This is a genomic window from Pseudomonas kielensis, assembly GCF_030505375.1.
In the GTDB taxonomy this organism is placed as follows: domain Bacteria; phylum Pseudomonadota; class Gammaproteobacteria; order Pseudomonadales; family Pseudomonadaceae; genus Aquipseudomonas; species Aquipseudomonas kielensis.
The window spans coordinates 1,254,746-1,268,116 of sequence record NZ_CP130043.1; the positions used below are offsets into that span (position 1 = coordinate 1,254,746).

Annotated in this window: 7 protein-coding genes and 1 pseudogene; 3 read left to right on the plus strand and 5 right to left on the minus strand. The window is 58.8% G+C overall.

From position 1 onward, the window contains the following. Window positions 1-278: 278 nt before the first annotated feature. Window positions 279-1,442 carry a type III PLP-dependent enzyme gene (locus Q1W70_RS06190; RefSeq protein ID WP_166591383.1) on the plus strand — a complete coding sequence of 388 codons (1,164 nt, stop codon included), beginning with the start codon at window positions 279-281 and terminating at the stop codon, window positions 1,440-1,442. Window positions 1,443-1,485: 43 nt separating this feature from the next. Here the strand turns inward: Q1W70_RS06190 and Q1W70_RS06195 are convergent, their stop codons facing one another. From Q1W70_RS06195 to Q1W70_RS06210, 4 genes and pseudogenes are all read right to left on the minus strand, one after another. Next, entirely contained in the window at window positions 1,486-2,358 is an 873-nt protein-coding gene (locus tag Q1W70_RS06195) for a hypothetical protein (protein ID WP_166591384.1), read from the minus strand. 52 nt (window positions 2,359-2,410) lie between these two features. Next, a pseudogene (locus Q1W70_RS06200) lies at window positions 2,411-4,615 on the minus strand (alpha-xenorhabdolysin family binary toxin subunit A). A 305-nt stretch (window positions 4,616-4,920) separates the two neighbouring features. After that, complete coding sequence (locus tag Q1W70_RS06205; protein ID WP_166591386.1) at window positions 4,921-5,676, minus strand: tetratricopeptide repeat protein; 756 nt, start codon at window positions 5,674-5,676, stop codon at window positions 4,921-4,923. 3 nt (window positions 5,677-5,679) lie between these two features. After that, window positions 5,680-6,360 (minus strand): Fe2+-dependent dioxygenase, encoded by a 681-nt coding sequence (locus Q1W70_RS06210; RefSeq protein WP_166591387.1) that lies wholly within the window; start codon window positions 6,358-6,360, stop codon window positions 5,680-5,682. Between the two features lie 208 nt (window positions 6,361-6,568). Here Q1W70_RS06210 and Q1W70_RS06215 point away from each other — a divergent pair, with 208 nt between their 5' ends. Both Q1W70_RS06215 and Q1W70_RS06220 read left to right on the plus strand, forming a co-directional pair. Then, window positions 6,569-8,827, plus strand: coding sequence for a TonB-dependent receptor (locus tag Q1W70_RS06215; protein WP_302098682.1), 2,259 nt, complete (start codon window positions 6,569-6,571; stop codon window positions 8,825-8,827). A gap of 133 nt (window positions 8,828-8,960) precedes the next feature. Then, window positions 8,961-11,492 (plus strand): PepSY domain-containing protein, encoded by a 2,532-nt coding sequence (locus Q1W70_RS06220; RefSeq protein ID WP_302098683.1) that lies wholly within the window; start codon window positions 8,961-8,963, stop codon window positions 11,490-11,492. A gap of 132 nt (window positions 11,493-11,624) precedes the next feature. Here Q1W70_RS06220 and Q1W70_RS06225 read toward each other — a convergent pair whose 3' ends face one another. Then, a complete protein-coding gene (locus Q1W70_RS06225; protein WP_166591390.1) occupies window positions 11,625-13,364 on the minus strand; it encodes a PTS fructose-like transporter subunit IIB in 1,740 nt (579 codons plus the stop codon). Window positions 13,365-13,371 lie beyond the last annotated feature (7 nt).

Genomic DNA, 13,371 nt, shown 5'->3' on the forward strand with positions numbered 1-13,371 from the left:
CTGTCCGGGACCGCACGACGGAAGCGTGCAAAAACGCGACATTTTTTGTTGATCTCAAGCCCCTCACGCCCTAAAGTTCGCGCCGAACGTCCATGCTGGAAACGATCCATCCGGCTCAAGTACTGACGACGAGACAGCAAGGCCAAGGGCAACAACACGCCCGTGGCCTTTTTGCTTTCGGCGACATGCCTTGGGAAGTAGGCGAACCAAAGTGGGGATACGGAGGACGTTCATTTGCACCCATTGTTAATTTCAGTTTGCCAGTAGGAGTTCCCAGCATGTCGATTAACGTCGAAGACTATTTCGCGCGCGATACCTTTCAGAAAATGAAGGCCTTCGCCGACAAACAAGAAACCCCGTTCGTGGTGATCGACACCGCGATGATCAGCCAGGCCTATGACGACCTGCGCGCCGGTTTCGAATTTGCCAAGGTGTATTACGCGGTCAAGGCCAACCCGGCCGTGGAAATCATCGACCTGCTGCGCGACAAGGGTTCGAGCTTCGACATCGCCTCGATCTACGAGCTCGATAAAGTCCTCAACCAGGGCGTGACCCCGGATCGCATCAGCTACGGCAACACCATCAAGAAATCCAAGGACATCCGCTACTTCTACGACAAGGGCGTGCGCCTGTACTCCACCGACTCCGAAGCGGACCTGCGCAACATCGCCAAGGCCGCACCGGGCTCCAAAGTCTATGTGCGTATCCTCACCGAAGGCTCGACCACCGCTGACTGGCCGCTGTCGCGCAAATTCGGCTGCCAGACCGACATGGCCATGGACCTGCTGATCCTCGCCCGCGACCTGGGCCTGGTGCCTTACGGTGTGTCGTTCCACGTGGGTTCGCAGCAACGTGACATCAGCGTCTGGGATGCCGCGATCGCCAAGGTCAAAGTGATCTTCGAACGCCTGAAAGAAGAAGACGGCATCGTCCTCAAGCTGATCAACATGGGCGGTGGCTTCCCGGCCAACTACATCACCCGCACCAACAGCCTGGAAACCTACGCCGAGGAAATCATCCGCTTCCTGAAGGAAGACTTCGGTGATGACCTGCCGGAAATCATCCTGGAGCCAGGCCGCTCGTTGATCGCCAACGCCGGCATCCTGGTCAGTGAAGTGGTCCTGGTCGCGCGTAAATCCCGTACCGCGGTCGAGCGCTGGGTGTACACGGATGTGGGCAAGTTCTCCGGCCTGATCGAAACCATGGACGAAGCCATCAAGTTCCCGATCTGGACCGAGAAGAAAGGCGAGATGGAAGAAGTGGTGATCGCCGGCCCAACCTGCGACAGCGCCGACATCATGTACGAAAACTACAAATACGGCCTGCCACTGAACCTGGCCATCGGTGACCGCCTGTACTGGCTGTCCACCGGCGCCTACACCACCAGCTACAGCGCTGTTGAGTTCAATGGCTTCCCGCCGCTGAAGTCGTTCTACCTCTAAGCATCTTCAGCGAGTAAAAAAGGCCCATGAAAATGGGTCTTTTTTATTTCCTCAACCACAACTCAACATGATTCAACATACCCATAAGCTCTTCAGCATTGTCCTGGACTGTCTCCAGCTTCACTTTTAGCCTGCCGACGGTTGTCATCTCCTGTGTTTGCGTGAGATCAATTCTCGCGGCATCAAAACGGAGACTGACCTCCTCAAAAAAACCTCCCATCCACACCCCCAATGACTCCCATTGCCGAAAGAGCGTCAATACGTCGGCCTCATACTCCCTGGCCTTGACCAAAGGATCCGCAGAGGAATATTCGATATCCCAGAGAGGGGCCGTGTCATTTGCCCTAAACAACTCGGGAGCCACGATCGGCTGAGCATGACATTCACAAACGCGATGCCCCATTGCCCTGGTGAATATCGATTTCAGCCCAAACGAATGTTCGCATACATCCTGAACGATCTTTTCGACCTGAATCATATCCCCCTTGCCAGCGAAAAACAGATTGCCCAGCCCATACACCAATCCGTTGATGGTCCGGGGCAGTGACGAGTTCCAGATCGGCGAGTGAGCCAAGCTGAAGTTGCTGATATCCATCCCGTCCAGCAACTCGCTTTTGGACGTGCGTGCAATGAACAGCAAAACCTCTTGCTTGAATGTCACCAGCGCCTCTATGTAAGCACTGGCTTGGTCTCTTAAGGCTTTGACCCGCGCCCACAACCCATGCAGATTTCGCTCATCCCATACGACATTATTTAAACGTGAATCGTAGGGCAAACTTGTCGGCTGATGGCCGCTACTTGCGCGCCGGAAAAACACCAGATTGACCTTGTCATGCGTTGAGACAATCGTGGACAGGAACAGGGTATAACGATCAAGTGTACAGCGCTGTTCACTGTCAAACGTATAGATAGCCATATGTTGACCTCTTAAAGTGGAGGGTCAGCAACTAGCCCTCCACTTTTTGCATTTACAGCTTCATCGGCGTCAAATAGGTTATGTCCTCTTTAATCTCGGCAATCGCAAACTCAACCCGCGCCTCGACAGGCTCCGCCTGCGCCGGGGTAAACTTGATGGACAGATCTTCATAATACGCCAGCAACCTAGAGAACTCCGCCACATAGTCCGAGCGTTGTTCATCCACTTTATCCAGCGCTTGCAGCAACTCGATTTGTCCAGCAGCACGCAGGGCATCACTGGTAAATCTTTTCGCTTGATCCTTAAGCTCCGCCAATCGGTCTTTGAGCCTATTAAGCTGCGCGACCATATTCAGATAAGAGACGGTGGTACCGATGTCCTAGATTAACATTTTCAAGGTATCAATGGCGAACATGACAACTGCAACTTGCGGCGGAGTCATTCCCAGCTCCACCACCTTATCCTTCGACAAGTCCATTTGCTCGCCAAGCTTTTCGATGCCTGCCTTGGCGATCAAGTCAATGCCATCAGACACCGACTTGATTTTTGGTTCTAATTCATCCCGCTGCTTTTCCAGGACAGCCATGCGCTCTTCGGCGTACGCCTGCTCAGCTCGCAAGCCCTTCGCCAACTGCGCCGAACTATCCCGACTATAGGACACCAGCAACTTTTGATTACTGTTCTTCAGTTCGTCGGATGACGCTGTGAGCTGGGCAGATAATCTGTTCAGCTCCTTGTGCATATCGCTACGAACCTCGTCCGCATCGATGGGCGATGCAACCTCCCCCTGCAACAACTCCAGCTTCTTGAGTGATTGTTGCAGATTAATAATTGTCGTCCCACTGAGCACCCGCAAGCTGACAGTAGCCTGGTTCGCAGCGAGGGCCAGCCCGTTGATTTTTTCAACATTGCCGTGTTGATAATCCCAGCGTTCGAAAAGCATCTGCGCGGTAACATTGGAATCCTGGAGTTGAGCGTTACAGGCACGCAATTGAACAATATTGAATGATGGAGTATCCGATGCAGAAAACGACCTGAACATTTTCACCCCCTCTGCACCCAGCAATTGACCGGCCTCATACTCTTTATCCGCCTCTGCAAATACACCGAGCAATTGGTCTGCACTATTTTTTATTTGATTCCAAGGCTCGATGATGCTCAGCACTTGATTTTTAAACTGCCTGAGCGACAACGCATTATCGAGTAAGTCTGCGTCCTCTTTGGACGCTTTGACATAGAGCGCCAGCGAATTCCACACCAACATGAGATTCTGCGTCGCAACTTCTGCCTCAACAGTGACGTCCTTGAGCTCCTGAAGATCAGTACGTATTCTGTTCAATGAACTCAGCGTCTTGTTTTTGCTGAGCATTTGCAGATTGTCACGCTCCTGAGCTTCTTTCAGGGCATTTCGTTGCTTACGGATTTCTTCGGCTTTGACGCCGGTGTAAATACCGAGGATCAGCCCCGCGACATTGAGACTTGCCGCTGCCATTATCGCGTCCTTAACCATCTGGTCATACTGATTGCTGAGCTGCTCTATCTCTTCCGAGCGGTCATCAATTTTCTGTTGAAGGGCCTTGATATCACTCTGATAGGTGTTCTCCGATACGGCCTTCAATCGCAGCTTTACACTCGGCAAAACATCCTTGCGCATAGCGGTACCAAAACGATCGATCTCATCCCTTACCGACGTCGCCTTGGTATGGGCGCTCTGTACTTTGCTCAGCATTTCATCGAGATAGGTTCTTAGTTCATATAGATCACCCGCAGACAAATCCAGGGAAGGAATCCCAGGATTCAGAAACTGTTGAGCCAGATACTTCTCTGGAGTATCGATACCGTGTTCCTCCAGGTAACTCGATACTTTTTGGTCCTCGTAGATCTCGACGATACCATTGCCAATGCGCAGGATGCTGCCGGCAAAGATTTTCAGGTCAGTGCCCGTCAACATTATTTTTTCACGCAGTGGCGACCAACCCCTGGCATGTTCGTAGGTTTTCTTGAACGTCGCCAGGAAGTCACCCGGCGTCAGCCCCGGGCCGCCGGCATCCCCTTGACCGTAGTCCAGATACACGATGACAGCGTCAATTACCACGGGAAGAGACAAACCAAGAACTTCATATCTTCGTAAGTTTACTATTTGCTCCTTGGTTAATTGAAAACCTGGATCACGATTATATTCTTCGCCTTCACCCAGTGAAACGTCCACGAACAGCTTTGGCGCCAAGACTGCCGCCTCAAGTACTTTATCATCCATCACCGAACTCCATTTCAGTGCCACTATTGGCAATAACAAATACGATATCTTCGCCAACACTTACACATGATCAAACCCAATCAAGCTCCACGTCTGGCGCCACCTAACACTAGTACCCGACTGACATAACCTCCACACACCAAATGTTAACAATAAAGACAACGCTTATTCCTTCAGTAAAAACAGTATTGCCAACCCACACTTTTTTTGACGCACAGAAAATCCGCCCACTCACTTAAGTTGGCAGTACTGATTAATATTATTAAAGGATTGATCGCCATGAGTCTGGCGACAACCGTGCGCCCTTACACTTCGGCTAATTCACTTAGCCGCATTTGATAGGCGCGCGCCATCTCACGGATTGTTGGATGATTTGCGTCGAGCAACGATTTACTGCTGGCTCGCAGGAAGTTCACATTGCCCCCGGCCAAGGCCTTCCTCAGCCACATGACCGCCTCATCGACGTGACCGTCCTGCGCCAGCAACGTTGCATGGCTGAATTGCCCGCGAAAATCCCCACCCTCGGCTGAGCGTCGATACCAGGCGCGCGCCGCTGACGGATCGGCCGTGCAGGCCAGGCCTTCTTCCAGGTAGCGCCCCAGCAGGTTCATTGATTTGGCGTGACCGGCTTCAGCAGCGCGCCGATACCGGTTCAACGCCTGGACCTGATCCAAAGCCACTCCGCGCCCGGTTGCCAGCAGATTGGCAAGGTTGTACTGCGCCCAGTCCAGGCCCGCATCGGCGGCGATTGCATAGTGCCGCGCGGCAACCGCAGCATCCGCCACACAGCCCCAGCCGTGCTCATGGCAACGACCGAGCATGTTGCGCGCCATCAGGTGTCCGCCCCGGGCTGCGATCTCGAACCAGCGCACGGCCAGTGCCTGGTCCTTGGCGATGCCCCGCCCTTCCAGCAGGATCTGCCCCAGCAGGGCCTGGCCGTCGATGAGCCCGGCCTTGGCCGCCAGCACAATCGCCTGGGCCGCACGGGCCGGGCTTTCGCCGAGCATGGCGCTGAGTTGCTCGCCGCTCAGGACCTCTTCACGGCGCAATCGAAAGCTCATGGCTCAGACCTCGACCCAGCGACGCAGCAGGTTGTGGTAGGTGCCGGTCAGGCGGATCAGCGACGGGTGATCGGGCATGTCCTGGGTCAGTTGCTGGATCGCTTCGTCCATCTCGAACAGCAAGGCGCGCTGGCTGTCCTCGCGCACCAGGCTCTGGGTCCAGAAGAACGACGCGTAGCGCGTGCCACGCGTGACCGCATTGACCTTGTGCAGGCTGGTGCCCGGGTACAACACCAGGTCGCCCGCCGGTAACTTCACGCGCTGGGTGCCGAAGGTGTCCTGGATTTCCAGCTCGCCACCGTCGTATTCGTCCGGGTCACTGAAGAACAGGGTCGACGACAGGTCGGTGCGCACGCGCTCCACACTGCCCTTGGGCTGGCGTACGGCGTTGTCGATATGAAAGTCGAAACTGCCACCGGCGGTGTAGCAGTTGAGCAAGGGCGGGAAGACTTTGTGCGGCAGCGCGGCGGACATGAAGCGCGGGTGCTTCCACAGCCGCTCGAGCATCGCGGCGCCGATTTCCTGGGCCAGCGGGTGGCCTTCGGGCAGTTGCAGGTTGTGCTTGGCCTTGGCCGACTGGAACCCGGCGGTGATCTTGCCATCGGCCCAATCGGCCTGCTGCAGCGCCTCGCGGATGCGCTGCACCTCTTCGCGGGAGAACAAGCCGGGAATATGCAGCAGCATGGGGGCGACACCTGAAAGTCAAAGGAGCGCAATGATATTGATTCTTATTGACTATGTAAAACCGGCATGACGAACGAGAACGTATAAACCGTAAGGGCAAATTGTAAAGAATGTAAATTCAATGCAAATAGCAATGTTTCGCAATTGATACAAATACGTGTTTACTCTATATTCCGCCACCTCAAATCCTTGGGGAGGGGAATTCACCATGTCACGCCAGCCACAACAATCACCGGTCAGCTCACCACGTTTGCTCGCTTCTGCTATTGGCGTGGCGATCACCGCCAGCTCCGCCGGCCATATGGTTTTCGCCGCAGAAAAGACTGACGCGAAAACTTCCGGCAATGCGATTGCACTGGACGCCACCAGCGTGACCGGTGAACAAGATGACACCTCCTACAAGACCGATACTTCGGCCTCCAAGAAATACACGGCGCCCCTGCGCGAGACGCCAAAAAGCGTCACCGTGATTCCACAACAAGTGATTCGCGACACGGCTGCCACCAGCCTTGTGGACGCACTGCGCACCACGCCCGGTATCACTTTTGGCGCAGGCGAAGGCGGTAACCCCGCCGGTGACCGCCCGATCATTCGTGGCTTCAACGCCGAAAGCGACGTGTTCGTCGACGGCATGCGCGACCCGGCTTCCCAGAGCCGCGAAATTTTCAACGTTGAATCGATCGAGGTCAGCAAAGGGCCGGGGTCGGCCTTCACTGGCGCCGGCTCCACCGGTGGTAGCCTGAACCTGGTGAGCAAGACCGCCAAACTGGGTAACGCCTACAATGGTGGCTTCACGTGGGGGTCGGACCAGACCAAGCGCACCACCCTCGATCTGAACCAGCAAATGACGGACAGCTCGGCGTTTCGCCTGAACCTGATGAAGCATGAAGCGAACGTCGCCGGCCGCGATGCGGTGGACGTGAGCCGCTGGGGTGTAGCGCCATCCTTCGCCTTCGGCCTGGGCACCGATACACGGTTGACCGTCGGCTACTACCACGTCGAAACCGACGATATGCCCGACTACGGCATTCCGTTGGCCTCGAGCCCCAACCGCAGCAAGTACAACGTCGATAAACCGGTGCATGTCGATCGCGATAACTTCTACGGCCTCACCGGTCGTGACTATCGCCAGACCAGCAACGACAGCGGCACCATCAAGATCGAGCACGACCTGAATGACGACCTGACCGTGTCGAACAGTTTCCGCATGTCGCGCTCGACCCTGGACTACATCGTTACCAACCCTGACGACAGCAAGGGCAACGTGGTCAACGGCAGCGTGTACCGTGGCACCAAGAGCCGTAACTCGACGTCCAGTGGCTGGATCAACCAAACGGATCTGAACGCCAAATTCAATACCGGCAGCATCGAGCACAGCCTGGTTACCGGCCTTGAGTTTTCCTATCAAGACACCCACAACCGCCCTTACGCGCTGACCTCGAGCGCCAGCGGCACTAAATGCAACCCTGCCCTGTTCAACTCTGGCGACTGCACCAGCCTGTACAAGCCAACGCCTGGGGATAACTGGATCGGCACGATCACCGACAGCGCCGCCTTTACCGATACGGACACCAAAACCGCAGCGGCCTATGTGTTCGATACGTTGAAATTCAACGAGCAATGGTCCCTGAACCTGGGCTTGCGTTACGACAACTACCAGACAGAATCCAGTGGCTACGCCAACGCTGGCCGCAACACACCCGCCGGCGCCTTCTCTCGCGAGAACACCAGCGACCTGTTGAACTACCAGATCGGCGTGGTCTACAACCCGCTGCCCAACGGTAGCATCTACGCCGCCTACTCCACGTCCAGCAACCCGGCTGGCGAAACCAGCGGCAATGGCGGCCTGGAACTGACTGTGGCCAACAGCGACCTGGATCCGGAAAAGAACCGCAACTATGAAATCGGCACCAAATGGGACTTCTTTGGTGACGACCTGTCGTTGACTGCCGCACTGTTCCGTACCGAGAAAACCAACGCGCGCATTGACGATCCGGATGGCGCGACCACTCAAGTGCTGGACGGCGAGCAACGGGTCAACGGTCTGGAGCTGGGCTACAGCGGCAAGCTGACGCGTAACTGGAAAGTATTCGGCGGATACACCTACATGGAAAGCGAAGTGGTCAAAACCACCCTCGCCGCCGATGAAGGCAACCACATGCCGAGCACTCCACGTAACAACTTTACCCTGTGGTCGACTTATGACCTGGTGCCCGACAAGTTGACCGTCGGCGCGGGTGCCACCTTCGTTGATTCGCAGTTCGGCAACGTCGCCAACTCGGTAGAGATCCCGTCCTACTGGCGCTATGACGCGATGGCCAGCTATCGCCTGACGAAAAACATTGACCTGCAACTCAACGTCCAGAACCTGGCTGACAAGCGTTATTTCGACCAGGTCTTCCAGACGCACTACGCCCATGTGGCGGCGGGTCGTACCGCTCTGCTGAACGCTAACTTCCACTTCTAAAGGAAGCGTGCAGCCCAAGGCCCCGCTCATCCCGATGAGCGGGGCTTTTGTGCGTAAAGCACCTGGCTTACCGATCACACACGGCATAATGCGCGCCGTGAAAATACATCTCTGAACGAACAAGGCGGTCGACGTGTTGAAGAAAACCCTGTTCCAGCTGCACTGGTTCTTCGGTATCAGCGCGGGGCTGGTCCTGGCGCTGATGGGCTTTACCGGGGCGACGGTGTCGTTTCAGGACGAGATCCTGCGCGCACTCAACCCCCAGGTGCTGCAGGTGGAAAAACGCCCCGCCGGGGTGTTGCCGCCCGCTGACCTGGTGGCCAGAGCCGAAGCCACCGAGGGCAAAAAGGTCTCGATGCTCTGGGTCGACATCGACAGCGGTTACGCCGCCCGCCTGTCCTTCACGCCACCGCCGGGCGAACGACGCGGGCAGATGCGCTACGTCAATCCCTACACCGGCGAGTTCATGGGCGATGTGGTTGGCCAGGACTTTTTTGGCCTGATGCTGCAACTGCACCGCTTTCTGGCCATGGGTGACGTCGGCCGACAAATCACCGGTGCCTGCACCCTGATCCTGGTGTTCTTCTGCCTGTCCGGCCTGTACCTGCGCTGGCCACGCCAGTGGCGCAGCTGGCGCGCCTGGCTGACCCTGGACTGGCGCAAAAAAGGCCGAGCCTTCAACTGGGACCTGCACTCGGTGGCCGGCACCTGGTGCCTGCTGGCGTACTTGCTGGCCGCGCTGACCGGGCTGACCTGGTCCTATGAGTGGTACAACAAGGGCGTGACCCGACTCCTCTCCGACGGGCCGCAACAGGAACGCGTGCGCCCCAAGCGCGGTGCGCCGCCCCCGGCCGGCCCGGCGCTGGTGGTCGACTACAACGCCGTCTGGAGCAGCATCTACAGCGTCGCAGGCAAGGACCTGAGCGCCTACAACGTGCGCCTGCCGCCGGTGGCCGGCCAACAGGCCACGGTGTTCTACCTGCTCAAGACCTCGCCCCATGACCGCGCGCTGAACCAGATCAGCCTCGACCCGGCCACCGGGGTCATCAAGCGCCATGATCGCTACAGCGACAAGAGCCTCAAGGCGCAGCTTCTGACCAGCATCTACGCGCTGCACGTCGGCAGTTATTTCGGGCTCGCCGGGCGCATCGTCCTGATGGTCACGTCGTTGCTGATGCCGCTGTTCTTCATTACCGGCTGGCTGCTGTACCTCGATCGGCGGCGCAAGAAACGCCAGGTCCAGCAGGCTCGCAAAGACCTTGCGCCAGCCACCGGTGATGCACCGGCCTGGCTGATCGGATTTGCCAGCCAGAGTGGTTTTGCCGAGCAACTGGCCTGGCAGACCGCCAGCCAACTGCAGTCCGCTGGTTTACCGGTCAAGGTCCAACCGCTGGCCGCCCTCAGCGAACAGGACCTGCGCGACTCAAGCAATGCATTGTTTGTGGTCAGTACCTTTGGTGACGGGGAAGCACCGGACAGTGCCCGCGGCTTCGAGCGCAAGGTACTGGGCCGGGCAGCGAACCTGTCCAGCCTCAACTACGCGGTGCTGGGCCTGGGCGACCGGCAGTACCAACACTTCTGTGGCTTCGCCCGGCGCTTGCATGGCTGGCTGGCCGAGCACGGCGGCACGACCCTGTTTGCCCCGGTGGAAGTCGACAGCGCCGACCCCTACGCCTTGAGTCACTGGCAGCAGCAACTCGGCCAACTGACCGGCCAGGCCCCGGCAACCCAGTGGCAAGCCCCCAGCTACAACCATTGGACCTTGAGCAAACGTCAGCTGTTGAACCCTGACAGCAGCGGTAGCGAAGTGTATTTGCTCGGCCTGACCGCCCCCGACACCAGCAGTTGGCTGGCCGGCGACCTGGTCGAAGTGCTGCCACGCAACTGCCCGTGGGCCGTCGAACACTTCCTTGAAGGGCTGGGTATTCCGGGCGAAACGGCGGTGCAACTCGATGGTTTGCTCGAGACCCTCGAACAGGCCTTGGCCAGCCGCCAACTGCCGGACAATCGTGCCCACCTGGTGGGCTTGCATGCCCAGGCCCTGGTGGACGCCTTGGTGCCCCTGGCCATGCGTGAATACTCGATTGCCTCGATCGCCGCCGACGGCGTACTCGAACTGATCGTGCGTCAGGAACGTCGCGCCGACGGCAGCCTGGGCATCGGCTCTGGCTGGCTGACTGAACACGCGCCTGTCGGTTCGGCGATCAGCCTGCGGGTGCGGCGCAACAGCGGCTTCCATCTGCCGGCCACCCCGGTCCCGATGATTCTGTTGGGCAACGGTACCGGCCTGGCCGGCTTGCGTAGCCTGCTCAAGGCCCGGATTGCCGATGGCCAGACCCGCAACTGGTTGCTGTTTGGCGAGCGTAATCGCGCACATGACTACCTGTGCCGCGATGAGCTGGAAAGCGCGTTGATCGAGGGTGACCTGGAACGCCTGGACCTGGCCTTCTCGCGGGACCAGGCGGAGAAAATCTACGTCCAGGATCGCTTGCGTGAACACGCCGGCGTGCTCAAGCAATGGCTGGCCGACGGCGCCGTGATCTACATCTGCGGCAGCCTGCAAGGGATGGCTTCGGGAGTGGACCAGGTGCTCAACGAGGTGTTGGGCGCCGAGGTGGTGCTGCGATTGATCGAGCAAGGGCGTTATCGGCGCGACGTCTATTGAGGACATCGCCAGTGCCTGCTCGCGAGGCTGCGTTCGGCTGCGAAGCAGACGCCAAGCCCCCCGCCGACCCGGCGGGGACTGCGTCCTCGAACGTAGCCTCGCAGGCTCGGCAACTGCTACGGATCTGGAGCATCAGGCCTTGGCCGGCTCCAGCGCCAGTTCAGTGGTTTCCGGGCGCTTGAGCAGCGCATAGGTCACCGCGGTCAGCAGGCTCCCGGCGACAATCGCCAGCAGGTACAACAGCGCATGGTTGATTGCGTTGGGGATCAGCATCACGAACAGCCCACCGTGGGGCGCCATCAGTTTGCAGCCGAAATACATCGACAGCGCACCGGTCAGCGCGCCGCCAGCGATGCTGGCCGGGATCACGCGCAGCGGGTCCTTGGCGGCGAATGGAATCGCGCCTTCAGAGATGAAGCACAGCCCCAGCACCAGCGCCGCTTTACCCGCCTCGCGCTCGGTCTGCGCGAACTTGCGCCGGGCGATGAAGGTGGCAATACCCAGGCCGATCGGCGGCACCATGCCGGCGGCCATGGTGGCGGCCATCGGTGCATAACTCTGCGAGGCCAGCAGCCCCACCGAGAAGGCATAGGCGGCCTTGTTGATCGGCCCGCCGAGGTCGACGCACATCATCGCGCCCAGCAGCACGCCCAGCAGGATCGCATTGGTGGTGCCCATGCTATCGAGGAAGTGGGTGAGTCCAGAGAGCATCCCGGCCACCGGCTTGCCCACCACGTAGATCATCACCAGCCCGGTGAACAGGCTCGCCAGCAGCGGAATGATCAGGATCGGTTTCAGCGCTTCCAGGCTTTGCGGCAAGCGTGCATATCGGTTGATCGCCTGCGCGGCATAGCCTGCGATGAAACCGGCAATGATCCCGCCGATGAAACCGGCACCCAGGGTGCTCGCCAGCAAGCCGCCGATCATCCCCGGCGCCAGGCCCGGACGGTCGGCAATCGAATAGGCGATGTAACCCGCCAGCAACGGCACCATCAACTTGAACGCGGTTTCGCCGCCGATCTGCATCAAGGCCGCCGCCAGGCTGCCCTCTTCCTTGAACGCCTCGATACCGAACACGAAGGACAAGGCGATCATCAGGCCGCCCGCCACCACCATCGGCAGCATGAACGACACACCCGTCAGCAAGTGTTTGTAGACCCCGGTCTTCTGCGACTTGACTGGAGCACCCGCCGCGGCCGCCGCACTTTCCAGCTTGCCTTCGGCCAGCGCCTTGTTCAGGGTCGCCTCGGCTTGCTTGAGGGCGATGCCGGTGCCACAGCGGTAGATTTTCTTGCCGGCAAAACGCTCGGTCGGCACTTCAATATCCGCCGCCAGCAGGACCACGTCGGCCTCGCTGATCGCCTGGGCGCTCAACGGATTGCGCGCGCCCACCGAGCCCTGGGTTTCCACCTGCAGCTCGTAGCCCAGGCGCTTGGCCGCCTGTTGCAGGGCCTCGGCCGCCATGAACGTGTGGGCTACGCCCGTCGGGCAGGCGGTGACCGCTACCAGGCGCGGCGCCGATGAACCGGTGCTGACCGGCTCGGCAATGGCTTGTGGCGCGTGGTAGACCTGCGCCTCCTCGGCGCCACGGCGCAGCACCCCGTCGACATCCTGCAGGGCCTGGGACGGCGTGCTCTGATACAGACGCTTGCCGACGAACCGCGACAGGTCCACCGCCCCGGTGCTGACCAGCAACACCCACTCGGCATCATCGATGACCGCAGCCGACAGTTGACGCTCCGGGTGCGCCCCATCGTGCACTTCGACACTGGTGCTCCAGCCCTGGCGCTGCGCCGCAGCGTCCAGCAGCCGGGCGCACAGCACACTGGTGACCATGCCATTGGGGCAGGCAGTAACAATGGCTAACTTCATGACCAAC

Bases quoted from the DNA above. Each gene is read 5' to 3' on its own strand.
- Q1W70_RS06190 (WP_166591383.1), top strand. From the start codon at position 279: ATGTCGATTAACGTCGAAGACTATTTCGCGCGCGATACCTTTCAGAAA.
- Q1W70_RS06195 (WP_166591384.1), bottom strand. From the start codon at position 2,358: ATGGCTATCTATACGTTTGACAGTGAACAGCGCTGTACACTTGATCGT.
- Q1W70_RS06205 (WP_166591386.1), bottom strand. From the start codon at position 5,676: ATGAGCTTTCGATTGCGCCGTGAAGAGGTCCTGAGCGGCGAGCAACTC.
- Q1W70_RS06210 (WP_166591387.1), bottom strand. From the start codon at position 6,360: ATGCTGCTGCATATTCCCGGCTTGTTCTCCCGCGAAGAGGTGCAGCGC.
- Q1W70_RS06215 (WP_302098682.1), top strand. From the start codon at position 6,569: ATGTCACGCCAGCCACAACAATCACCGGTCAGCTCACCACGTTTGCTC.
- Q1W70_RS06225 (WP_166591390.1), bottom strand. From the start codon at position 13,364: ATGAAGTTAGCCATTGTTACTGCCTGCCCCAATGGCATGGTCACCAGT.